Raw genomic sequence first — 23,724 nt, 5'->3', positions numbered from 1 at the left:
TTCGAAGACGAGACGTATAACGCAGTGCAGTTCGCAGCAGTCTATCTGACGGCGATGGGGGTGGGACTCTATGCGCCTGACCACTTTGTAATCAGAAACCTCCCTAGGCGGGGGCTTGAGGATCCGGATTCACAATCGGCTGGACGACAAGTGCCGTTGAGCGATTCGTGTGTCACCGTGTCACGCGCCGCTTATTGCCGTAAGCGAAGTAGGAAGTCTATGTTCGTCGGGCACGGCCTCGGGGCATTCGCCCTCGTCGCGTTTCTAGCGACGGTGATGGGTTGTAGCCGTGAGCGAGCGATACGAGTGGGCATCATCGCCGGCCTGTTCGCATTCGTTCCCGACGTGGATATCGTGTACGCCCCTATCGGGTTGCTCGCACGGTCCATACAGACGGTGTCTCCTGATGTGTTCTGGGGGACTGCGAATACGATTCATCGAGGAGCGACGCACTCGCTTGTTGTCGGAGCGATTCTCGCTGCCGCTGTCGCAGCATGGAATGTCCCGGCACGACGTAGCCGGATTGTTGCTGTCGGCGGCTTCCTGTCCATCATCGCGATCGGAGCGGTCGTCGACGGCCTCGTGAACGCGGGAGTCCTAGTCGTGTACGTCGCTTCAGGGCTTGGAATCGGGGAATGGGCCCGCCGAAACGGAGCTGCAACACGCTGGCTGTTTGGTGCGGCGCTGATTGGTCTGGTATCACATCCGTTCGGCGACCTCTTTACCGGCGGACCTGCTGACTTTCTCTATCCGTTCGACGTTGTCTTGATGACCAGTCGGGTCGCGCTGCATCCGGACCCGACGGCCCACTTGCTAGCGGCATTCCTCCTTGAACTTGGAACGATTTGGTTTGCTATATTCGCGTACACGCGGTTGCAGCAGATTCCAATCCGTGGCCTGCTTCGTCCGCGTGCCGTAGCTGGAAGCGGGTACGCGGCTGCGGTCCTCGTCATTCCGACACCAACGATTCACACGGCTCCTCCATTCGTCTTCAGCATTCTCGCGCTCGCTATCGTCGGAGTCGGAATTCCGACACGGCCATTCAATCACCACAGACGCGGTGAAACGCTCGTCACAGGGCTCGCCGCCGTCACAGCTGGTGCTATCGCGTACGCAGCGGCTTACGGTACACTCGGTTAACGCAACGGCTCGCTGGTGCCGTGATTACTGTCGACACCTCAAGGTGCCGATTTATTCGATAGCGGTGACACGGTGGAAGACGACTACACCAACGAGCAAGACGATGGTGAAGTATCCCACGGCGCCGATGAAGTTCCAGAGGTCCAGCCCTTGAGTGAAGGCTGCGTCCATCGTCGCCTTCGTCGTAAAGTACCCCGGAAGCGCCTTCGTCCAGGCTGTGGAGTCGGTCGCCATCGGGTTCTGGAACAGCAGCATGTCCACGTACGGGAAGAAGAGCATGACATACACCCCAGCCAAGCGACTCAGAGAAACACCGATAATCACACCCAAGACGCCGTAAATCAGAGCCGTCAGCACAGTTGCGGCGACGAAGGCAGGTATCGACACCGGAGAAAATCCGACCAGGACGATTGCTAGCGAGACAGCACTGACGATTAGGCCACCAGCAGCGAGCAGACTCACACGGGAGACGACGAGGTCACGCGAGCGATACCCAGCCAGACGAAGCCGGTCGTCGGCGGCTTTCGAGGACTGCATTAGGAACAGTCCGACGATACCCGACAGCAGCCCGGCGGTGACGGGCGTCACCAGCGCTGCGACGAATTCCGAGAGCGTAACCGTCACTGACTCGCCGCTAATCGGGATAGTCAACGTCGCCTCCGGGACGATGTACATGAATCCCCCGATGAAGTACAGCGGGAGGGCGATCAGTAATCCGATCAGGGCCGGCGTTCGACGAAATTCCCGCAGCCCCATCGTCACAGCCGTTGTGATGCGGGTATTCATTGCACGACACCCCCCGAAACGATAGGTTCGACAGTGTGTGTGTAGGCCAGTATTGCGAGGCCGCCCAGAACTGCGACGATTGTCAGCGCCGGTAGCAACTCACCTGTCGCGAGTTCCCCGTCGAGGACAGCGCGGGTGACCACCTCGTGGCCGTACGAGGTCGGCGACAATTGCGTGATTCGGTCCTGAATCGGGAAAATGCCACTGGCAATGACGTTGTCCATATCCGCGAGGATAACCAGGGCGAGCGAGCCCTCTAGCGCTCGAGGGAGGACTGCTCCGACCAGGATTCCCAGCATCGCGTAAATGACACCAACGAGCGTGAGGCCCATGAACACGAACAGCGGCGAGGCGACGGGTTCGGACAACAGTCCAACTAGCGTCAGCGTGGAGACGCCCGCAATCACCAAGCTGATTACGACGAGCGTCGCAAATCGGGCGACGAGCAAATCTAGCGCGGGAAACCCACAGATAGAGAGGCGGTGATCGGCATCACGTGCGCTGATGAGTTGGAAGAGCCCGAGCACTCCCGCCAGAGCCCCGGTCGCAAACGTTGCGCCCGTGATTCTGGCGGTGGCATCAAGCGACGCGGGGAGGTTCAGAAATCCGAACTCGGGGAACTGACCGTACGCGACGCCGAAGATCTGAATGGAGGCGGCCGGGAGCACGACTAAGAGCACGAGGTTCAGCGGTTCGCGAAAGAACGACAGTGCGCTCGCCCGGATGCCCGCGGCGTATCGGCTGAGTAGACTCATTCGGACTTGCCTCCGGTGGTATCGGGTTGTTCGCAGTCGATTTTATCTTCGGTTGGCGTGGATGCCGGACCGCCTTCCTCATCGACGACCTCCCTGTGGAGGTGGCCGTCGTGAAGTTCGTAGATCACGTCGAAGCGGTCACGTTCGTTGATGATGTGGGAGATAATGGCGATACCGACACCGCGGTCACGGAGGTCTTCGGTGAGGTCCCAGAATGCTTGGAAGGTCTGCCAGTCGAAGCCTGTATATGGTTCGTCAAGCAGCAGAAGGTCGGGTTCGTGCATCAGCGCGACACTGAGATTGAGCTTTTGTTTGTTCCCACCGCTCAAATTCCGAACCTGCCGGTCCCGGAACCGCTCGAAATCAAGTTCTGTCAGCAACCACGACCGCGCCGCGTCGACTTCGCTGGGGGACATCTCGTAGGCCTCGCCGAATAATTCGAATGTTTCGTCGACGGTCAGCCGGTCGTAGAGCCGCGGCTCCTGGGGACACCAACCGATACGTCCCGACCGAGCGACGGTGCCGTCGTCGTAGTCCAGCACACCAGCCAGAACCTGCATCAACGTCGACTTGCCGCTGCCGTTTTCGCCCATAATGCCGACGATTTCACCACTACCGATCTCTAATGTCGCTCTGTCAAGAACGTCGACAGAGCGAGAGAACGGCAGCCAGGAGTCGTATGTCTTTTGGATGTTGATTGCTTCGACGACAGTATTTCCTGATTGACTACTTTGTGTGCTCCGCTGTGGGCTGCTCATGTCTTGCTTGAAATGTGAACACGCACTTTTGTTAAATTAGCTGCTAAAAAACGAACTATCTTATTCCATCTATAATAATATATTCTTGTTTTATTAATAATATGGGTTGCTACCAGCCCCCGACAGCTGATTCCCGGGCAATCCGTTCGATAGTCGGGCTAACCATTCACACGACTACCCCAGAAGAGTGGACTCTACGGAATGGCGGCTCTCATACTCACTCATAGAATCTTCCACTACGAGGACGGCCTATTGCCACGGACCACATACAAGTTATCGCCCCACCGTTGTTGGGATTGAAGGCACTCCGGGCTCTCACATGAAATATAACAAGATGAGTTCAGCAGGGCACAGCCATGAGCACAACGAGGACAGCAGTGTTCGTACGCTCGGAGCAGTAGCAGCTATCAATCTCGCCGGCTTCGTCATCGAGCTTGTGGGGGGGCTGACGTTCGGGTCTGTCGCACTTATCGGGGACGCGTTCCACATGCTGTTCGACTCGCTGGCATACGTGATCGCTCTGGGCGCGGCCTACATCGGAACGAATTCGAATCCCGGGGAGTACTGGAGTTACGGCTTGAGCCGGGTAGAGCCGTTTGCAGCGTTCTTGAACGGCGTGTTACTCGTCCCGATGGTGGTGTTCCTGGTCTGGGAATCCTATCAGCGCTACCTCGCACCCGTCGATATCAATCCCCAGATGACCATCCTCCTCGGAACTGGGGGATTGGTCATAAATCTCCTGTCAGTATACGTTGTTCAGGGTGGTGAGATGTCGCTGAACGAGCGTGGCGCGTTCTATCACCTTCTCGGGGATGCAGGTGCGTCGGTCGCTGTCATCGTCTCGATGCTGTTCGTGGAGTTCGGTGGGTACTACATCGCGGACCCGATTACGGCAGTCCTCATCGCTGCCATCATCATTTGGTCGGCAGTCAAGCTGCTCCGGGAGAGCGGCGCAATTTTCTTTCAGCGCAGCCCCATCTCGGTCGAAGATCTGGAAGCACGCATCGAAGCTTTCGACGACGTAACTGCGGTTTTGGACATTCACGTCTGGTCGCTGTCGAGTCGACTCGATGTGGCGACAGTCCACGTGACTAGTGACGTAGCTACCGTTGAGGAACGTGACGAACTTAAGCGGACGATCACTGAGCTGCTCCATGACGAATTCGGCATCGAGCATGTTACAGTGGATGTTCTTGGAGCGGATTCGCACACTCGGCCGACCGAGCACAGCGACTGATACTGGTTTTACGGGCTGTGCTGGTCTACCGATGGGCGAAGACGCGGATGTCAGCACTCTAGGGCGTACCTGCTAGAGGTGCGTGTTTTCGTTTGGTTTGTCTGGACTGGATTCATAGGAAGTCGCGTCCGCGGACTGTGACTCATGTGGGTTGTGTCGAACATCATCGGTCCTTGTCTCGCGGGGCGAGACATCGCCGTCCCCCTATGTATAGGTAGTCCAAAATCCGGGTTGTTCTATGACAAAACGCTTTGGCGCTCCCGGATCTGGGCTATTGCGTCGAGAATTTCTCGCAGCAACTGGCGCCACCAGCTTCTCAGCCATCGCGGGCTGTACTGGAGACAACGGAGGCCAGCCAGTCGCCACCACAGCGACAGAGACTAGTAGCCAATCCACGTCGGCTCCTCTTCCGTTTACGAGTCCGCCGACAGTCGTCGACGTTGACGAACAGGGCGGCGAAGTAACGATGCGAACGCAGCGAGCTCGCCATGCTGTCCACCCGCTCGAAACGATGGGTGGACCAGTCGAATTCCCCCGCGTCTGGGCGTGGCAAGCCGACGACAACGACCCCAGTGTACCCGGTCCGATCCTCCGGACCACCGAGGGTAATGCCATGGAAGTAACGCTCGACAACACGGACGGCCGTCGGCCCCACACGATTCACTTCCATGGTGTTCGAAAAACCTGGAAAAATGACGGTGTCCCGACGACAACCGGGATTCAGGTCCCCGCAGGTGAGAAACACACTTACAAAATCCCGGCAAACGTGCCGGGGACGCATTTTTACCACTGCCACTTCCAGACTCATCGGCATATCGATATGGGGATGTATGGTATCTTCCGCGTCGATCCGGAAGGCTATGAGCCGGCAGATCGCGAGTACTTCATGACGGTCAAAGACTGGGATTCCCGAGTCCCGAGGAAGTGGGCTGGGAATGCGGACTTTACCTATGACGCTGCCAGTCGAAATCCAGACGTATTTACCGTTAACGGGAAGAGCGCACCCCGAACGCTGCACCCCGAAGAAGGGTCGCCGATCATCGTCGACGAGGGCGACTCAGTTCGCATCCACCTCGTCAACGGCGGGTACATGTCGCACCCGATGCACATCCATAACCACCGCTTCCAGCGTGTCGAAAAGGACGGCGGGACGATTCCGGAGGCTGCCCGCCACGACATGGACGTCACGAACGTCGCCCCTGCTGAACGACACACGATCGAATTTACTGCCGATGCAGACCCCGGCATCTACCTGATGCACTGCCACAAGGTCAACCACGTGATGAACGGTACGTTCTATCCCGGCGGCATGCTCACCGGCATAATCTATCGATCCGTCATGGATACGGACATCTTCAACCAGCTTATGGAGTATGCCGGCTACTCCGCGTAGAAACGATCTACACGACCAGGACTGGTAACTGAACGATAGTGGTTACCCGGCTCTGGTGGACTCCTGTTAGTTCGACACCGTCCCGCTGAAACAGCCGTCGGTAGGACTGCGAACCGGTCATCGAAATAAATCTGAATCAACACTAGCTGGCGGCTAGCATGGACCACAACCCAGCGGATTTCGGCGACTGGGTCGGCCTGTTACGGACTGGCGCGGAATTCGCCGTGTTTCATTCCGAAGAAGAACGCGATGACTGAGAAGACGATCATCGAGGGCAGAACCATCATGAAGACTGTCGAGGAGGTCATCACGGTCGTGAGCGCAATCGCCGCGACGCCGACAATTACGACAAGGGGAGCCACCGAGCGCACAAAGTCGAATTCCATATGTACTGTTGTGACCGGATAGACAAAACCGTTAACAAAGTAGATTTGCTGAAAACCGGCAGTAATCGGCTACCATATGGATGCTCTATATCAGCGGCATATATTTGCCAATCCTGCTAGAGTCTACCGACTCCAACAGATTCCGTGAGCCGCAAGCTCTCGGGAAAATCCTTGCTGGGGATTAGTTTCTAACCCCATCGTTGGGCACGGTGGCTGGTATCCTCGCTAGAACACGTACCCCATTCCGGAGCGAGGCGTCAGTCCAAACTGATCCAAGATCACGACAAACCCCGAAACAAGCCAACAAGTAAGTGCTTCTTTCGGATGAATTCGCTGTACATCACGGGGATCCTTAACATATCGCCTCGCCGTAGATGACGACTGAGTAGGAGGTGAAACGGGAGACTACTCATATTGGGAGATAATCTCCAAGATATCGACAAACGTCGCCAATACCGGATAATCAACCTCCAGACCCTCATAGAGATACGAACAGAGGTCAGTGTGGGCATCCACGTCTGCCGACCGATTGATTCGATGAGCGTGGATTTCCTCCTGCCGTTGCTGGATCCAACTCTTACATTCATCACTCAACGTGTGAAGCGTGTCGTATCTGTCGGTCAATTCAGTATCTGAGATCCCCTGTAATTCCGTCGAATCAAATTCTGCTATCGCCTCTCGAATCTCTTGAACTGTAGATTGCGCGTCTTTGAGCGTATGGAATTCGTCTTCGAGAGTTTCTAGAAAGACCCGACGGTTGTCAATACACTGCTGTGCAGTCTCGAGGAGTCGTTGTTTGATGAGCGGTGAGAACGTAGTCGCTTCCGAGATCAGAACCAGTACATCGACCCCGAATTCAGCGCTGATGCTCGCCTCGAACGAATCACCGTACACGTCGCCGTAGTGGTCGACCGCCATCACAGTATCGCGATACCATGGCTCGATGGTATCACGGACCGGCTTCTCTTCGGATGTAAGGTTCTGATTCACTCCAACAACGGACCGTTCGAACCGAGGAGTCCGTGTGTCGACGGTCTGAATACGCTGGCGAAACCGTTGGAATGCTCGACATTCGCGTTCGACCTCGCGTCGTTCCTGCCGAACACTATCGAGGGCAGCATCCGTGTATGTCGGCCACGAGCCTTGTGCGAGCGTCATCGGCAGCGTGTGTCTCCATACTGGTGGTCCGAAGCACAGTCAGTGTCGGCCATATGGTGTACGAGCGATTCCGGAGCGCACAGCTCGCAGTGTACGCGGCTGCCTACCCGGAGAACGAGCTGTACGAGACGCTGCCTTGATCGACGATGGTCTGGCTTTCGGGAACGTCTCCGTCCGGCGGCATACTTTCCTCCGCGGGACCGCCAGGTTCACCGACGACGATTCGACCGACCATCCCCAAGGACTTGTGCGGGATACAGAAGTAATCGTACGTCCCCGTGGTCTCGAACGTATGCTCGTAGGTCGCACCCTGTTCGCTCAGCGTTTCACTATTGAACGCCTCCGCTCCCTCGGGGATCCGAGTTACTGAGGCCGAACTCGTGCCCTCTTTGTAAGCGGTTGCTGAGTGGCTCCCACTCTGGATTTCGAACGTGACTGTCTCCCCTGATTCGACCAACAGCCCGATTGGATCGAAATAATACTCGCTCCCTTCGGTGACCATCATGACAGTATTCGAGTCGCCCGACCCACCAGCCGTCTCCTGCGTTGCGGTCGTGGTCGGCTCGTCGCCACCGTCCCCGTTCCCCGAGCTGCTACACCCTGCGAGACCAGTTACGCCACCTGTTGCAAAGATTCCAGCTGTCTTGAGAACTTGTCGACGTTCCATACCGGGATATCAAAGCCCTCAGCATAAGGGGAAACGGCGGATTCCTAGTGAATAGGACACCGCCTGAATTTGAAGTACTGGGGCCACAAGTTCGAGATGCTCCGTTAGTGTAGCTCGGCCAATCATCTCGGCATCTCACGTCGCGGACCGAGGTTCAAATCCTCGACGGAGCATCCCCAGTCGTTCCACTGCTCTACTCATAACCCTCACAGATGGCCACCGCACAAGAAGAAACCGAGGAACACATTTTAACCCGTTATGTCTCTGTAGAGATCTGTGCAATCACCAGCCCGTGTCTAATTGTTCTTGCCACCGCCACGGTCGTATACAGCTGGCCACCGGCTGTTCTTGGATGGTTTGTATCCGGCTTACTCGGGCTTCTTGTCGCCGTAGCTTCCGGTCGGACATCAGCAATCAAGCCCAGTCTCATCAAGTGGCCCCGGCCTGAGTCAAGAGGCGATTTAGCGGTGAATGCGATCGCATACAACGGCGTCTTGATTATTAGCACCGTCCTCGGGCAAATCGTGTGGACAGCAGCGAATAGTCTCCTACTCGCTGCAGTGGTTGGAGCCGTTCTTCCGGTCTGGTTCCTCAAGCATATACAGTTCCTCGTATTTCTGAACAGCGAGTGAATTCACCGTGCCGGTCATACTTTCGGAGGAGGATATTTCCACACTCAGCATGATCCAACGACAGTCAAACCTAGGATATCAGGGGTGGATCAGTCAGGTAGAAGTGGCTCCCTGTCCAAGACAGAATATTGTCACCAGAAGAGCGTCAACCACGTGGGGGCCCTCCCGTGGACAGACCTCTCGAATCGGATCTATTCGGCCACTCTCTGTACTTCTCGCATCGATTGTTACGCTCACTCAGGTTCCCGTCGCGTCCGCCCACGGTACAACCGGAAGCGGTGGACTCTCGCAAGGACACGGTGTAATTATTGCTTTCGTTGGTGCCGTTATTCTCGGTGGATTCATCCTTCTCAAACGGACAGATCGGATTACGGCGACAACCGCTCTGTACGGCGTGTTCGCCGGTATCGCTATCACTGCACTCGGAGCCGTACTCTTCGAAGGGCTCTCCCCAGATCCGACATATACTGCGAGTTCGATGCCGTTCCCCCGAGCGTGGTATCAGCCACTGGCGCTGCTGAGTGGATTGGGCATCATGGTAGCGAGCTTCGTCGTTGGGTGGCTCCGCTGGCCATCCCGACCACGGTACACGTTTCTCGGCATCCTCATGGGATTGTGGATCTCGTACCCCTACCTCCTTCCAGGACTGGCAAGCGATACGCATCCACTCGGGTACGCAATCGTCCTCGGCACGCTAATCCTGGTCGGTTATGTCGTCTGGAAGGACGCAGGGAGTGTCATCCGCGCAGTCATGCGTGATCCGGTTGCGCGTCGCTTCGGCATCGGCGTCGGTGTCGTGTTAGCACTCTTTTTCGTCTCTATAACAGGCTACCTCTCGTTTTTCCCCGAGGAGGGCTTCCCCGAAGAGGTGACGGTCGTCGTTCTACCCGCAATCTATCAGCTAGTATCGTGGCCGACGCTCGAAATCGCGATTCCGCATCTCCCGTTCATACATATCCCGTTCTTCTTAGCCCTGTCACCCGGCCAGGTCATCGTCGTCGGGATGCTGAGCGCACTTATCGGATTAAACGCCGCTCTCATAGCCCGGCACTGGCGCGTCGAGGAACGAGCCGGCATGACCGAAGGGACCGCCGGAAGTGCTGCAATCGTCGGGACGTGTACCTGTGGCTGCTGTGGGCCACTCGTCGCGAAGATCGCGGTACTTGCTGCCGGGCCATCGATTGCCGCCCCTCTCTACTGGGTGTTCGTCGATTCGGCCTCGCCGCTCAGTGCAGTATTCATCGTTGGAAGCTTCGTCCTCTTCACCGGAAGTCTGATCTACTCGGTCCAAGCAGCCCGACAGCCCGATCAATCGGCTGCCATCATCCCGGCGGACTGAGGTAAGGTATCTACCGTGATCTCACGGTACCTAGGGGGTACAAATGTCTCAATATATGAAGGGGAAACGTCGTCAGTACGTGTTTTTGGTACTGGCAGCGGTACTGATCGTTGTCGGTACCCTCGCGACCGGCTTCCTCCCGTCGACCCCGTTCTACCAGATCTTCTCTGGAGCTATCATCGTCGCAGGCTTTGCGGTCGGGTACGCGGGCCTCAGTGTCTTCGAACTTCTCAAATGAAGCGATATGAACCGACTCCACCCGGTTACAGCAGGTATCTGCCGCTTCGCGGGGTTAGAGCCGCTACTCGGTAAGCAGGTCTCGAAACGAATTCGCCGCGAGGAGACCGCCGGTCGCCACGACCGCTCCCATCGCAAACACCGGATTCAGCAACCCCGTCGCCGCAAGGGGCATCGTGAGCCCATTGTAGAGCAGCGCTAGCCCGTTGTTCTGTTTGACACGCCGACGAGCTGCATCTGCGAGGTCGAACGTCGTCCCCACCGCTGCGAGGTCGTCATCGACGAGAGAAATATCCGCGGCATCGGACGCGAGTGCCGTTCCACCACCGAGCGAGATTCCCAGGTCTGCGGTCGCAAGAGCCGGTGCATCGTTCGTTCCATCACCAACCATCGTAACCTGTCCCCGGGACTGTAACCGCCGGATCGTCGCGGTCTTGCCTGCCGGCGGGACCCCCGCAAACACGTGATCGATGCCAGGATGACTGTCGAGAAAGTCAGTGGCAGCCTCGTCATCACCGGTCAGAACGACGATATCGATATCACGGTCATTCAGCTGCGTGAGTGTGTCATCCCAACCTGCCCGTGGTTCGTCGCCCACGACGATGACGCCCTCTGCATGACCGTCACGACCGACGACGACCGGAAGGTGACCGGTCGTTCGTGCCTCTGCGGCACGCGTCTCGATCCGCTCGCTAACCGACCACCCCAGTTCCGCGAAGAGATCGAGATTCCCTACGAGAACGCGCGTGTCCTCGACGACTCCTTCGACGCCGGTCGCGTGGCTCGTGAATTCAGTGATGTCCGCTGCGTACTCGTGGTCACTGCCATCGGCAACCCCCCCATCGGCTCTCGAGCGATCGCCCTCCTGATTCCTTTGTACAAACGTATTCACGATTGCGTCGGCCGCTGGGTGGGATGCTCGCTGTTCGAGGGCCGCGACGATTGCAAGCAGATCCGACGGTGCATCCGCCTCGAGGACATCCATCTGGCCGGTCGTGAGCGTCCCCGTTTTGTCGAAGACGACGACATCGACGTCCCGAAGGCGCTCGAAGACGGTCTCGTCGAAGATGACGATGCCCCGCTCTACCGCTTGTTCGATACTGGTTGCCACCGAGAGCGGGGTTGCCAGGCCAAGTGCCCACGGACACCCCACCAAGAGAACTACCAGCGCTGTCAGGACGGCGACGGGAATGCCAGCCCCCACCAGAAGCGACCCCAATCCAGCGAGTACCGCCCCACCGACGACGACCGGGATGATGACTGACGCGAGCCTATCGGCCTGCCGCTGGACACCGTGATCCCCACTCTGGAGATTCCAGACAGAGGTGATGAGGCGATCGATACTACTGGTTGTCTCATCGCTCACCGTGAGGACAGCAGCCCCATTTGTGACGATCGCCCCGCCGACGACCTCGTCCCCAGCTTGTTTCGATACCGGTAGCGACTCGCCTGTCACGATCGCTTCATCGACCGTGCACTCACCCTCAGCGAGAACACCATCGACTGGGATGCGTTCGCCCTCACGGACGAGAACCCGTTCCCCGGGTTCAAGACCGTGTACGTCGACCATCGTCGTCGTCCCATCGGCGCCATACCGCCTGGCTTCGGTGACGTGGGAGATAGTGAGATTAGTCAGGCGATCCATCGCTCGCTGCTTGCTCAGTGATTCGTAGAAGATGGCAGCCACCACACTCGCGGCAACCACGATTGTGAGATCGTAGAAAATATCGATCCGACCGAGGAGAAAGGCGATCGTACTGTACACGTAGGCACTCACGATGGGGAGTGCGACAAGCAGGTCCGTGTTCGGCTGTCGCATCTTCAGACTGACATATGCACCCTGTAACAGCGGAAGGCCGGTGAACACGAGGACGACACCCGTCAGAACGAGAAAGAGCGGCAGGATCAACAGGCCATCTCCACCGCCGATCCCGGACGCACTCGCGTACATATCGAGCGTCCCCTCACCAAAGAACGACGAGAGCTGCGCCGGATAGAGGAGGACCGCATACGGGAGGAGCATGAACGTCCCGAAAATGACGCCAGCAGCGTAACGAAATCCCAGCACCTCGTCAATCCCTCGTTCATTCTGCTCGTCCGACCGGCGCGACTGCCCGATTATAGTCGGTGCGTCATCGCTCCCTCCAGCACGGAGGGTTGCCGAATAGCCGAGTGTACTCAGGGTATCACAGAGAGTCTCCTTCGAGACGCGGTCAGGGTCGTATGTGATACGGATCGTCTCGGTGACGTAACTCGCCGCGGCGTCAGTGACGCCCTCGCAGCCTTCAGCAACCGATTCCAGAAACGCTTCACACGTCGCACAGTGCATTCCGTCGACCTGGAAGAAGGCCCGTTCCTCAGTCCCCGTTGGACGCGGATCTGCCTCGCGTTCGCCCGCTCTAGTTCCGGATTCATGTATAGTGCCGTCTGTCGGGGCCATCTGACTGTGAACCCCATCGCTACCGAGCCCTCGATGGACGTTTCGACAACCATCACAGCAGAAGACGATGTCGTCCTCAGCCACGACTCGATCGTCGGGGACAGCCCTACCACAAAGCGCGCACGGGGGAGATAGTGATTGAGATGAAGGCACAATTGATTACCACCTGCTGACAGCGGGCCGATCACAGCCACGGAGCCTCAACGGCGACCTCAGCCGAAAGGACATTACCGGAGATACAGATGCCTCGATATTAAACGCTATTCGGTGACGAGTATACTAGTAGATACCCTTGGTCCCAATCTCCGCCTCGGGGTACCAGAGAGAACACATGCCACCCCTCAAAAATTGAAAACAGACGGATGCACGATCTAACTGGGTTTCAGCGGGACATCTTGTACGTGATCGCCGGGCTCCAGGAACCTCACGGGCTCGCAGTAAAGGCCGAACTCGACGACTACTACGAACAGGAGATCAATCATGGGCGGCTCTATCCGAATCTCGACGATCTCGTCGAGAAAGGACTGCTCGAGAAGGGTGAACTCGACAAACGGACGAACGTGTACACGGTCACACAACGCGGGGTGCGGGAAATCAAGGCGCGACGTGAGTGGGAAAGCCAATATTTAGAGGACGTGAACGCACCCACGACGTCGTAGAACCAGGCAAGTAGAACTCAATATAAAAGCGGGACTGCTTTACCCACTTTCCACGAATACACAGTGAGATGGCTCGGCTCGTTTTCTATCACCACCCACAGGCCGAGAATTTCTCACTCAAATATAGCTCGGCATCGGTAGCAGAAATTCGTTCTCAGCGGGAGCGATCCGACGAGTCGACAAAGCTCATCGGGTATTCCTTCGAAACACCGGTCTATGTGCTCTACGAAGGCGATACAGATGTCGAATTAGCCCAAGACATCAACTTCGATCAGGAATGGTTGAGCGACCGTATTCGTGACCTTCCCCGTCCTGGGCAAGTTGTCGCCTTCCGGTTAGTGGAATTGCTCGAAGCTGCTGTCGATGTTCGAGATGAGGATGAGTTCCGACTCTACAAGGAGTTCGAACCACAAAAGATCCAGCAAGCCCTCAATCACGTATCTTGGGAAGCCCCACTTCCGACCGTCGCTGGAGAGGTGATGTCGAATTTGATTCTCCGACATTCCCTCCCGAATGCGAATCATCGAACTGGTATCGCGATGCTTCAGTTCTGTATTGAGAGTGTGGACCCGGATTTTGGGATGCCACGAACGCATGTCGACGACAATACCTGGCGAGAGTGGGTCGATCCCTACATCGTGGATTCCAAGCGGCTCATCACGGTCCGCCGGAACAACCTCCGTTTCAAGCAACTCGAAGAGCTGGACGTCGACCTCGTCGAACGGAAAGACGGGATCCAAATTCGATTAGCCGAGTTCGAGCTGGATATGCACTGGCGAGAGGCCCTTTCGAAGTACGCTGAGCAGCATGAATCCCACTGTACGGACTTTGCGCAGGCAGTCCTCCAACGTGCAGGACGGGACGATCTACTCGACCAGCAAGGGCCAACGAAACACGAGTTCATCACCTATCTGGAGGACGGACTCGTCGAACGGGACTTCAGAGAAATGTTCTGATCAGTCGCGAAGCTCGGCGACTGACTGACCAACCTCACGGACGTGTTCACTTCGCTCGAGGTCGAGTTCCTCGGCGAGGTAGTCAACCGTCTCTTCGAGGCTCATATTGGAAAGAAGTCCGTCAAGCGGTATAAACCTAGTGCTGACGCAGCAATGTAGCCCATCAGACGAGCGTCTGTGTATACCGAACTATGCACCCTTCGGAAAACTGTGGAACCGGTGACCGCGTAGCGATACCCACCGAAATTACGCAGTGTCGCCATTTGCTGTCCACCAACCGGACTCAATTGAAAGAAGCTCCGAAGCGTTCGGGAGCGTTTCAGTCTGCAGGTTGTGCGTCAGTCGCTGGTGTCCCGCCTGGAAGCTCGGGAATGGACAGGTCCACGCGGCGGAGCAGCTGGGCGTTGATCGCGACGATGACTGTACTCAACGACATCAAGAGCGCACCCACAGCGGGGGACAGCAGAATCCCAATCGGTGCCAACACGCCTGCTGCGAGCGGAATCGCGAAGACGTTGTAGCCGGCGGCCCAGACGATGTTCTCCTGCATCTTCCGGTAGCTCGCCTTACTGAGCTTCACCAGCCGAACGACGTCCATCGGGTTGTTCTGCACGAGAATAACGTCGGCCGACTGGACCGCGACGTCGGTGCCACTCCCGATCGCAATGCCGACGTCGGCTCGCGTCAGCGCCGGCGCGTCGTTGACGCCGTCGCCGACCATCCCCACGAGTTTGCCCTGGTCCTGGAGTTCCTGGACTTTCTCGTCCTTGTCTTGGGGTAGGACCTCCGCGAACACCGTGTCGATGCCCAGTTCGTCGGCGACAGCGTTGGCGACGTCCTGGGAGTCCCCAGTCAGCATCGCCACCTCGATGCCCAGATCGTGGAGCGCGTCGACGACGCGGAAACTCTCCTCGCGGATCACGTCGGCCATCGCGAAGGCGGCGATCAGCTCTCCGTCACGAACGAGATACACCACAGTCTGGGCGTTCTGACCGGCCTCGTCAGCGAAGTGCTGGAGATGGTCGGGAATTTCGCTATCGAGTTGGGCCAACAGGTTCGGGCCACCGACGTACACCTCGTTTCCGTCGACATTCGCCCGGACACCCTTGCCTTTAATCGCCTCGAAGGCTGTCGCGTCAGGAGTAGTTACATCTCGCTCGTCGGCGGCCTCACGGATCGCTCGGGCGATCATGTGTTCGGAGTCACTCTCGACGGCTGCCGCCAGCCCGAGCGCGTCGTCCTCGTCAACGCCGTCGACGGTCGCCATATCCACGACGCCGTGTTCACCCTCAGTAAGCGTCCCTGTCTTGTCGAAGATGATGGCATCCAAGTTCCGCGCGTCCTCCATCGCAATTCGGTCGCGGACGAGCATCCCGTTGCGCGCTGCAAGTGAGGTGTTGATCGCGACGACCAGCGGGATGGCGAGCCCGAGGGCGTGTGGGCAGGCGATGACGAGCACCGTCACGACTCGCTCGATGACCGTCGCGTCGAACGAGACTGCGACCGTCCACGCAATCGCGGTCACGACTGCCGCCCCGAGCGCGACGTAGAACAGCCAGCCGGCCGCCCGGTCGGCCAACACTTGCGTCTTGGACTTGCTCTGTTGAGCTTCCTCGACGAGGCGCATGATGCCCGCGAGTGTTGTCTCCTCGCCCGTCGCACCGACGCGAACACGGAGACTGCCGTCGCCGTTGATGGTGCCGCCGATGACCTCGTCGCCAGGCTCTTTCGAGACGGGCTTGGACTCGCCGGTGATCATCGACTCGTTGACGTCGGAGTCACCCTCCTCGACGGTGCCGTCAGCAGGGACACTCGCGCCCGGCCGGACGAGCACGAGATCGCCTTCCGAGAGCTCACTGACGGGAACTTCTTCGGTCTCCCCGTCGTCGGTGATACGCTCGGCGGTGTCTGGCATCAGTTTCGCCAGTTCGTCGAGCGCGCTGGAGGCCCGCCGGACCGACCGCATCTCGATCCAGTGGCCCAGCAGCATGATGTCGATCAGCGTGACGAGCTCCCAGAAGAACGCCGACTGCGTCGGGAAGACCACGCTCGCGAGGCTGTAGACGAACGCGACGGTGATCGCCATCGAGATGAGCGTCATCATCCCCGGCGACCGATCTTTCAGCTCCGGTACCGCCATCTGGAGGAACGGCATCCCACCGTACGCGAAGACGATGACCGCGAAGACGGGGTTGATCCACTCGCTGCCCGGGAACGCGGGGACGGAGAACCCGAGCCACTCCTGCAGCATTTCGCTGTATAGCAGGACTGGGATCGACAGGAGCGTCGAGACGAAGAAGCGCCGGCGGAACATCTGCTCGTGGCCCTTGTGCATCCCGCCATGCCCCTCACCGTGGCCCTCATGGGAACCGTGGTCGTGTCCTTCGCCCTCGTGTCCAGCGTGCTCGTGCTGCTCGTCGAGCACTGTCTCACTCTCCGCAGCAGGGTGTGCCTCTTCTTCCAGTAGGTCCTGTTCTACCCGCTGCTCGTCCGACTCGGCGTCCGATTCATCCTGCTCGCCGTGTTCGTGCTGGTGACTGCTGTCGTCCTGCTGGTGTTCCCCTCCAGGGAGATTCTCATTTGTATCTTTGTGGTCGTCCATAGCCCATATTCTCTGTAGAGGTGGATCCGCTGGCCCCCTGAATCTTCCCCACTGAACTGTACAGCAGGACCAGCGTAGCGAAGCTTCAAAGACAACGGTTGGCCGTTGTCTCGGAGTGGTCCGCGCGATTCTCAGGCGTAAGCGGTGTACCCGGCGTCTTCGACGGCCTCCACGAGAGCTGTGACATTTGCCTCACCATCGACGCTCGCCTGTTCGCTCTCCCTGTCGACGGTCACGTCAGTCACGCCGGATACCTCTTCGAGGGCCTCTTCGACCGTCTGCTCACAGTGACCGCACGACATTCCTTCCACGGTGATGGTCGTCGTCATACAGAGGTACATACGGCTCCCTCTCTTTAGCGGATTTCCCCTTCGATTATACTGGTCTCTTGGGGGTCAAACTTTAGATTCCAAGTGATACGTGCAGCCGAAACGAACCAAATTTCAGATTCAGCAACTGACGATGCGGGAAGACTCAGGTACCGTTGTGGCGCTCCAGATACGTCTTCGCCGCTAAAAAGACGTATAGTGCGCCGATAGCCCGAATACCCGAGCGGAATCGCTCGTTCCATTCGACCGACTCCGGACGCTCGTACAGGAACGCGGTGGCAAATCTTCGATACAGATCGGGAAACAGGAAGACGATAGCGCCGAACACACCGGTAAGATTCATCAGCCACGCGTATGCTCGCCCATTGAGGAGGGAAATCGCAGCTATCAGAACGCCCTCAGACCGGATAGCTGGGCGGACCCACCCTCTCACTGTTCCCCCGCTTCGATTCGCAATCGCAAGTTTCTCGAAGAGACTGACGATTTTGTCCGGGAACAGCGCTGAGAGAGCGCCAAGGACACCCACGAGTGTTCGAATCATACGATACTGTACGACCGGTACGGACATAATTCCCGCTGCGACCCTACACTGGTGAGAATAAGGGGAATCCGAACAATAGCGACTTCGAATGAGGAACAACGCCCAGAGGCCGCTTCTCGAATGAACGTCCCGAATCCTCAGGGGTTCGGGGCATACAGGGCGTAGAGAATCGACAGCATCCCGGCGGCGGTGACGAGTGCTGCGACGAATCCTGCTTCGAAAATCGACACTTGGAGGAGTTCGAAGAGCACGCCCTCGAGGAGGCCGCCGAGCCCGACCAGCGCGAAGCCAGCCGCGACGTACAGGAGTAACTGCGTGTGATGCCGTTGGTATCCGCGATAGGCCTGGTAGGCGATCACCAGCGCCAGGGCGGTCGTGAACAGCTTGCCGATGACGAATAACGTGTGTTCCATGAGTCAGTCTCCCCGCATTTCCTCGAAGATGGACGTAATCCGGTCGGCGGGGTCCGGCCGAACATCGATCTGCACGTCGAAGCCCTCTGCTTGGAGGAGTACTTCGACACGCTCGAGTCGCGCCTCGTACTCGCTGTAGTGCCGTCCGCCGGGGTCGACGTGCGTGTACTCCTCGAGGAGGCCCTGCTCGACGAGGCGGGTGACACGCCGCGAGACGGTCGGGCGTGACATATCGCATTCCTCGCTGAGCTCCTTCGCGGAGAGTCGGTCGGTCTTCGTCGCCACGAGGATGTTGCGGGCGTACTCGTCGTCGAGTGTGGCGAAGATGTCCGACGGGTCGGCCTCCTCAGTCACACGTCCGTACTCGCTACAGGAGGGTAATATAGCCCGCCGGTTTTCTGACTCAGAACGCCGGCTCGCTATTATATCGTCTCTACCCGCCTACTGATAGTTGAAGGTGCAATAATTATGTCCACACTCGACTCCGGCATGAACCAGCTTGAGAGCAGAGTCGGCGGCCTGACCGTCGGCGGGAAAGTCCACAGCCTCAGCGCGTGGTTCGTGCTGGCGCTCCGTCTCATGATGGGCTACGCGTTCGCGTACTCCGGGTTCACGAAGATCACCGGCGAGTTCGCGGCCGGCGGCTACCTCTCGAACGTTGCGGCGACGAACGGCAACCCGCTGGCGGGCCTGTTCGCGTGGATGGGTTCGACGCCGTGGTTTGTCGAGTTCGCGAACGTCGCCGTGCCGTACGGCGAGCTGTTCATCGGCCTCGGCCTCCTCGTCGGCGCGTTCGTCCGCCTCGCGGCGTTCTTCGGCGCGCTGATGATGCTCATGTTCTACTTCGGGAACTGGGACATGGGTCACGGGTTCATCAACGGTGACTTCGCGTACATGCTCGTGTTCCTCGCGGTCGCCGCGTTCGCCGCGGGCCGCATCCTGGGCCTCGACCAGTACATCGAGAACTACGACGTCGGCGGCGAGACGCTCGTCGAGCGCTATCCCGCCCTCGAATACATCCTCGGCTAACCACGCCGAGACCTTTGGGAGTACAACAATGCAAAATCCAATTCAAGCACGCGGGATTCGTTCTCTGGGATTCATCGTCGTTGGGGCACTGACTCTGGCCGTCGTCGCCGGGATGGTTCTAACGCACGCGACCGTCCCGGATGCAATGATGTGGGGGTGGCACGACAGTATGTGGAACGGCGGCCATATGGCCGGCTGGGGTGGCTGGGGCTGGGGGATGATACTGTTCGGGCTCCTGTGGATGGCACTTCTGATCGCCCTCCCAGTCTACGCCGTTTACTGGCTGACAACGCGGTCCCCTACGGACGGCCATACTGATGACAGCGCACTCGCTGTTCTCCAAGAACGGTACGCTCGTGGCGAAATCGACGACGAGGAGTTTGATCACCGTCGCGCCCGCCTGGTGTCCGACGACGATCGTTTCTGACCGCGTTGGTGTTACTGTCTGAGGAGGCGTCTGAGGACGTAGTGGAGGATTCCGCCGTGTTCGATATAGGTTACGGCGGCCGGCGTGCCGACCTGTGCTGTGACCGGGAACTCGACAGTCGACCCGTCCGCACGCTCGGCGATAACGGTCAGTTCGTCCATCACGTCGAGCCCGTCATCGAGGCCGTGGATCGTGAAGACCTCCGACCCATCCAGACCGAGAGATTCCCACGAGTCGCCATCATCGAACTGCAGGGGAAGCACACCCATGCCGACGAGGTTGTCGCGGTAGATGCGCTCGTAACTCTCGGCGATGGTTGCGCGGACACCGAGCAGGTCCGTTCCTTTCGCCGCCCAGTCCCGGCTAGACCCAGTTCCGAACTCCTCGCCAGCCATCACGACGAGCGGTATCCCCTCGTCCCGATAGCGGCGACTGGCTTCGAACACCGTGGTTTGTTCGTCGGTCGGGTGGTGGATCGTGTAGCCACCCTCGACGTCGTCGAGCATCTCGTTCTCGATTCGGACGTTGGCGAACGTCCCCCGCATCATCACCTCGTGATTGCCCCGACGTGCGCCGTAGGTGTTGAACTCGTGTGGCTCGACACCGTGATCGAGCAGCCACTGACCTGCGGGGAGGTCGGGACCGAACGGGCCGGCTGGACTGATGTGGTCGGTCGTAACGGTATCGCCGAGCGTCAGTAGACAGCGTGCGTCCTCGATATCGGCGACGCCGGGTTTCTCTACCGGGAAGTCCTTGAAGAACGGCGGTTCACGGATGTATGTCGAGTCCTCATCCCACTCGTAGACGTCACCCGTGGGCGCGTCGAGAGCAGCCCATCGCTCATCGCCCTCGAACACGGAGGCGTACTTCTCCTCGAACATCTCCGGAGAGACGTTCTCGTGGATTGCGGCCTGCACGTCCGCTGCGTCCGGCCAGATGTCCGCCAGATAGACTGGGTTACCCTCATCGTCAGTGCCCAGCGGCTCGTGTTCGAGATCGATGTCCATCCGCCCTGCGAGCCCGTAGGCGACGACGAGCGGCGGGCTCGCGAGGTAGTTCGCGCGGATCTTCGGGTGGATACGCGCCTCGAAGTTCCGGTTCCCGGAGAGAACGCTCGTCGTCCAGAGGTCGTGGTCGTCGATTGCCTGCTCGATGGGATCGGGAAGCGGCCCAGCGTTACCGATACAGGTGGTACAGCCGTAGCCGACGACGGCGTACCCGAGCTCTTCGAGATACGGAAGCAGCCCCGATTCTTCGAGATACTGCGTGACGACACGGCTACCCGGTGCGAGACTCGTCTTGACGTACGGCGGGACGTCTAGGCCTTTCTCGACGGCGTTCTGGGCGAGCAGTCCAGCAGCGATCATCACCGACGGGTTCGACGTGTTCGTACAGCTCGTGATGGCGCTGACGAGGACGTCTCCGTGTCCGATTTCGACCGTCTCACCGTCGAGGTCGACCTCGACACGTTTGGTTAACGGGTGCAGTTCCGATTCGGGTTCGACCTGAACGCCACCGTCGGTCTCCGCATCAGCTGCACCACCCTCACCGAGCCACCGCTGCAAGGCGTCCTCGTCGACATCATCGAGGTCGTCCTCGAACTCCCCGTGGAGAAGTCCCCGGAAGCTCTGTTTCACGTCCCCCATCGGAATCCGGTCCTGTGGCCGCTTGTGTCCGGCCAGACTCGGTTCGACTGTCGAGAGGTCGAACTCGACGACCTCAGTATATTCTGGTTCCTGTTCCCCGAACAGCCCTTGGGCTTCGAGGTACTCGCGAACGAGGTCGACGTGGTCGGGATCACGCCCGGTGAGTTCGAGATACTCGAGCGTCTGCTCGTCGACCGGGAACATACTGATCGTCGAGCCCTGTTCGGGCGCCATATTGGCGATCGTGGCCCGGTCGGGGACTGTGAGATTCTCCACACCGGGACCGAAGAACTCCACGAACCGGTCGACGACGCCGACCTCGCGGAGTCGTTCGGTGATGTGGAGCACGAGATCCGTAGCCGTCGCGCCCTCGGGTAATTCGCCTTCGAGACGGACGCCGACGACCTCGGGGAGTTTCATCGTGACCGGTTGACCGAGCATCGCCGCTTCCGCTTCGATGCCGCCGACGCCCCAACCGACCACACCGATGCCACCGATCATCGGGGTGTGGCTGTCCGTGCCGACGAGCGTGTCCGGCAGGAGCCAGTTCTCGCCGTCTTGCTCGCGGGCGTGGACGACCCGACCCAGATGTTCGAGATTCACCTGGTGGACGATACCGGTCCCCGGCGGGACGACGTTGAAGTTCTCGAAGGCGTTCTGCGCCCACTTGATCGCGCGATACCGTTCGGCGTTTCGCTCGTACTCCAGTTCGACGTTCTTCTCGTAGGCGTCCTCGGAGTCGAAGTAGTCGACCTGGACGCTGTGGTCGATCACGAGATCAATAGGAATCTCCGGTTCGACCAGGGTGGGATCTCGGTCTTTGCGGTCGACCTCGGATCGAAGGGCCGCCAGGTCGACGACTGCGGGTACACCGGTGAGATCTTGCAGGACGACTCGTGATGGAGAGAACGGAACCTCTGCGTCCGGTACGTCTGGCTTCCAGCCAGCAGCATTCTTGACATCCGCTGCAGTAACAGTTTCGCCGTCGGCGTTCCGGAGCACCGACTCAAGCAGAATACGGATGCTCACAGGGAGCGTGTCGAGGTCACAGAGCCCCTGCTCTTCGAGTGCTCGAAGATCGGCCATCTTGTACGTCGTCCCGTCGACGTCGAGCTCGCGGACGGCATCGAACGGAAGTGTATCAGTCATAGTATCTACACCTGGGATTGGCAGTCGTATCAATCCCTCTCCGAATCCGATTCGACGAGAATCGGGATTTGTTACGCAGAGGCATCGTATCCAGCGTCTTCGACCACAGTCACAAGCTCATCCCGTTCAGCGGACCCCTCGACCGTCGCGGATTCTGAGTCACGATCCGCAGTAGCGGACGTAACCCCCTCAACTTCTTCGAGTGCCTCTTCGACGGTCTGCTCGCAATGTTCACAGGTCATTCCTTCGACGGTGATTGTCTGAGTCATATCCATTCGTAGATAGGGGCGAGTATTCTATGTGGTTTTCTGCTTAGAATCCAATGTTGTCGCAGCCCTAGATCACCGATTTCGAAGGTGTGTTGTGGGCAACAATAATGTATCCTGCGAGACGAAGCGGTCGTATGCGCGATTTGGATGAAACCGACTTAGAAATCCTCTCGTTACTCGCTGATGACGCCCGCCGCCCGTTCAGCGATATTGGCGAGGAGGTCGACTTGTCGGGGCCAGCCGTTTCTGACCGGGTAAAGCGATTACAGGAAGCTGGCATCATTAACAACTTCACGATTGACGTCAACCGGGCTCATCTCCGAGCTGGTGTACCGGTATTTATTCAGGCCGAAATCGGCTCAGCGTCGTTGGAGGCCGCCCGCGAGCGGGCTCGAGAGTCAGATGGCGTTGAACACGTCTTCACGACCTCCGAAGGAGATCTTTGGTTCTATGCCCGTGTTGAAGCCCAGAACGTACGTCAGTGGGTAGATGGACTCTTTAACGAGATCGATGTAGCAGATTACACCGTCACACTAATTGACGAGCTTGAATGGACGCCGTCCGTTGATGGCGTCGAATTTGCACTCACCTGTGCTGAATGTAACAATACCGTTGATAATCAAGGTGAAACGACGAGAATCGACGGAGAGATCTATCACTTCTGTTGTCCGTCCTGTCTCACACGGTTCGACGATCGGTATCAGCGACTCGAAGAGGGAGCGTAACGCCGTCTTTGGAATCCAAATTTTCCTGCAGTCGAAACCCCGCCTCTCGAA

General features: G+C 58.4%; 24 protein-coding genes and 1 tRNA gene. 11 read left to right on the top strand and 14 right to left on the bottom strand.

Features of this window, described 5'->3' with window-relative positions; all coding sequences use genetic code 11:
• Nucleotides 1–219 precede the first annotated feature (219 nt).
• Nucleotides 220–1,140 carry a metal-dependent hydrolase gene (locus HHUB_RS15660; RefSeq protein WP_059059139.1) on the top strand — a complete coding sequence of 307 codons (921 nt, stop codon included), beginning with the start codon at nt 220–222 and terminating at the stop codon, nt 1,138–1,140.
• A gap of 51 nt (nt 1,141–1,191) precedes the next feature.
• Here the strand turns inward: HHUB_RS15660 and HHUB_RS15655 are convergent, their stop codons facing one another.
• The 3 genes from HHUB_RS15655 to HHUB_RS15645 are packed head-to-tail and all read right to left on the bottom strand — an operon-like array spanning nt 1,192 to nt 3,439.
• Nucleotides 1,192–1,926, bottom strand: coding sequence for a hypothetical protein (locus tag HHUB_RS15655; RefSeq protein WP_059059138.1), 735 nt, complete (start codon nt 1,924–1,926; stop codon nt 1,192–1,194).
• The gene (locus HHUB_RS15650) at nt 1,923–2,681 is read right to left on the bottom strand and encodes a hypothetical protein (RefSeq protein WP_059059136.1); all 759 of its coding nucleotides are present in this window, start codon (nt 2,679–2,681) and stop codon (nt 1,923–1,925) included. Before HHUB_RS15650 ends, HHUB_RS15655 begins: the two co-directional genes overlap by 4 nt.
• A complete protein-coding gene (locus tag HHUB_RS15645) occupies nt 2,678–3,439 on the bottom strand; it encodes an ABC transporter ATP-binding protein (protein WP_082687318.1) in 762 nt (253 codons plus the stop codon). Before HHUB_RS15645 ends, HHUB_RS15650 begins: the two co-directional genes overlap by 4 nt.
• A 334-nt stretch (nt 3,440–3,773) precedes the next feature.
• Between HHUB_RS15645 and HHUB_RS15640 the strand changes: the two genes are divergently transcribed.
• Together HHUB_RS15640 and HHUB_RS15635 are read left to right on the top strand one after the other, a co-directional pair.
• A complete protein-coding gene (locus HHUB_RS15640) occupies nt 3,774–4,676 on the top strand; it encodes a cation diffusion facilitator family transporter (RefSeq protein ID WP_082687328.1) in 903 nt (300 codons plus the stop codon).
• 238 nt (nt 4,677–4,914) lie between these two features.
• Nucleotides 4,915–6,069, top strand: coding sequence for a multicopper oxidase domain-containing protein (locus HHUB_RS15635; RefSeq protein WP_059059131.1), 1,155 nt, complete (start codon nt 4,915–4,917; stop codon nt 6,067–6,069).
• 200 nt (nt 6,070–6,269) lie between these two features.
• Here the strand turns inward: HHUB_RS15635 and HHUB_RS15630 are convergent, their stop codons facing one another.
• From HHUB_RS15630 to HHUB_RS15620, 3 genes are all read right to left on the bottom strand, one after another.
• Nucleotides 6,270–6,455, bottom strand: coding sequence for a DUF7333 family protein (locus HHUB_RS15630; RefSeq protein WP_059059128.1), 186 nt, complete (start codon nt 6,453–6,455; stop codon nt 6,270–6,272).
• A gap of 405 nt (nt 6,456–6,860) precedes the next feature.
• Nucleotides 6,861–7,613, bottom strand: a complete 753-nt coding sequence (locus tag HHUB_RS15625; protein WP_082687317.1) for a DUF7260 family protein — start codon at nt 7,611–7,613, stop codon at nt 6,861–6,863.
• Nucleotides 7,614–7,716: 103 nt separating this feature from the next.
• Complete coding sequence (locus HHUB_RS15620; RefSeq protein WP_059059123.1) at nt 7,717–8,280, bottom strand: plastocyanin/azurin family copper-binding protein; 564 nt, start codon at nt 8,278–8,280, stop codon at nt 7,717–7,719.
• A gap of 98 nt (nt 8,281–8,378) precedes the next feature.
• On the opposite strand from HHUB_RS15620, the gene HHUB_RS15615 reads away from it, so the two are divergent.
• The 3 genes from HHUB_RS15615 to HHUB_RS15610 all read left to right on the top strand — a co-directional run bounded on the left by HHUB_RS15615 (nt 8,379) and on the right by HHUB_RS15610 (nt 10,251).
• Nucleotides 8,379–8,453 (top strand) — tRNA-Glu (locus HHUB_RS15615).
• Nucleotides 8,454–8,492: 39 nt separating this feature from the next.
• On the top strand, nt 8,493–8,912 hold the full coding sequence (locus tag HHUB_RS16380; RefSeq protein ID WP_082687316.1) for a hypothetical protein: 420 nt from the start codon (nt 8,493–8,495) through the stop codon (nt 8,910–8,912).
• A gap of 535 nt (nt 8,913–9,447) precedes the next feature.
• Nucleotides 9,448–10,251, top strand: a complete 804-nt coding sequence (locus tag HHUB_RS15610; protein ID WP_143416472.1) for a hypothetical protein — start codon at nt 9,448–9,450, stop codon at nt 10,249–10,251.
• A 301-nt stretch (nt 10,252–10,552) separates the two neighbouring features.
• On the opposite strand, the gene HHUB_RS15600 is transcribed toward HHUB_RS15610, so the two are convergent.
• On the bottom strand, nt 10,553–12,928 hold the full coding sequence (locus HHUB_RS15600) for a heavy metal translocating P-type ATPase (RefSeq protein ID WP_059059230.1): 2,376 nt from the start codon (nt 12,926–12,928) through the stop codon (nt 10,553–10,555).
• A gap of 362 nt (nt 12,929–13,290) precedes the next feature.
• Between HHUB_RS15600 and HHUB_RS15595 the strand changes: the two genes are divergently transcribed.
• Entirely contained in the window at nt 13,291–13,587 is a 297-nt protein-coding gene (locus HHUB_RS15595) for a PadR family transcriptional regulator (protein ID WP_059059120.1), read from the top strand.
• Between the two features lie 68 nt (nt 13,588–13,655).
• Nucleotides 13,656–14,543: a hypothetical protein gene (locus HHUB_RS15590; RefSeq protein WP_059059119.1), complete on the top strand. Its 888-nt coding sequence runs from the start codon at nt 13,656–13,658 to the stop codon at nt 14,541–14,543.
• Between the two features lie 319 nt (nt 14,544–14,862).
• Here HHUB_RS15590 and HHUB_RS15585 read toward each other — a convergent pair whose 3' ends face one another.
• From HHUB_RS15585 to HHUB_RS15565, 5 genes are all read right to left on the bottom strand, one after another.
• Nucleotides 14,863–17,145: a copper-translocating P-type ATPase gene (locus HHUB_RS15585; RefSeq protein ID WP_059059117.1), complete on the bottom strand. Its 2,283-nt coding sequence runs from the start codon at nt 17,143–17,145 to the stop codon at nt 14,863–14,865.
• A 131-nt stretch (nt 17,146–17,276) separates the two neighbouring features.
• Nucleotides 17,277–17,474, bottom strand: a complete 198-nt coding sequence (locus HHUB_RS15580) for a heavy-metal-associated domain-containing protein (RefSeq protein ID WP_049938511.1) — start codon at nt 17,472–17,474, stop codon at nt 17,277–17,279.
• 145 nt (nt 17,475–17,619) lie between these two features.
• Nucleotides 17,620–18,015: a hypothetical protein gene (locus HHUB_RS15575; protein WP_059059115.1), complete on the bottom strand. Its 396-nt coding sequence runs from the start codon at nt 18,013–18,015 to the stop codon at nt 17,620–17,622.
• 137 nt (nt 18,016–18,152) lie between these two features.
• On the bottom strand, nt 18,153–18,428 hold the full coding sequence (locus tag HHUB_RS15570) for a DUF7521 family protein (RefSeq protein WP_004515576.1): 276 nt from the start codon (nt 18,426–18,428) through the stop codon (nt 18,153–18,155).
• A gap of 3 nt (nt 18,429–18,431) precedes the next feature.
• Nucleotides 18,432–18,782 (bottom strand): ArsR/SmtB family transcription factor, encoded by a 351-nt coding sequence (locus tag HHUB_RS15565; RefSeq protein ID WP_049938495.1) that lies wholly within the window; start codon nt 18,780–18,782, stop codon nt 18,432–18,434.
• A 114-nt stretch (nt 18,783–18,896) separates the two neighbouring features.
• On the opposite strand from HHUB_RS15565, the gene HHUB_RS15560 reads away from it, so the two are divergent.
• Entirely contained in the window at nt 18,897–19,457 is a 561-nt protein-coding gene (locus HHUB_RS15560) for a DoxX family protein (RefSeq protein WP_011222420.1), read from the top strand.
• A gap of 28 nt (nt 19,458–19,485) precedes the next feature.
• Nucleotides 19,486–19,884: an SHOCT domain-containing protein gene (locus HHUB_RS15555; protein WP_059059114.1), complete on the top strand. Its 399-nt coding sequence runs from the start codon at nt 19,486–19,488 to the stop codon at nt 19,882–19,884.
• Between the two features lie 11 nt (nt 19,885–19,895).
• Here HHUB_RS15555 and acnA read toward each other — a convergent pair whose 3' ends face one another.
• Together acnA and HHUB_RS15545 are read right to left on the bottom strand one after the other, a co-directional pair.
• Nucleotides 19,896–22,679, bottom strand: coding sequence for an aconitate hydratase AcnA (acnA, locus tag HHUB_RS15550; protein ID WP_011222418.1), 2,784 nt, complete (start codon nt 22,677–22,679; stop codon nt 19,896–19,898).
• A 71-nt stretch (nt 22,680–22,750) separates the two neighbouring features.
• Nucleotides 22,751–22,948, bottom strand: a complete 198-nt coding sequence (locus HHUB_RS15545) for a heavy-metal-associated domain-containing protein (RefSeq protein ID WP_049938510.1) — start codon at nt 22,946–22,948, stop codon at nt 22,751–22,753.
• Between the two features lie 134 nt (nt 22,949–23,082).
• Here HHUB_RS15545 and HHUB_RS15540 point away from each other — a divergent pair, with 134 nt between their 5' ends.
• Nucleotides 23,083–23,673, top strand: coding sequence for an AsnC family transcriptional regulator (locus tag HHUB_RS15540; RefSeq protein ID WP_049938493.1), 591 nt, complete (start codon nt 23,083–23,085; stop codon nt 23,671–23,673).
• The last annotated feature ends 51 nt before the right edge of the window (nt 23,674–23,724 follow it).

The organism is Halobacterium hubeiense, from assembly GCF_001488575.1.
GTDB classification, from domain to species: domain Archaea; phylum Halobacteriota; class Halobacteria; order Halobacteriales; family Halobacteriaceae; genus Halobacterium; species Halobacterium hubeiense.
This window is presented reverse-complemented; position numbering and strand designations above follow the sequence as displayed.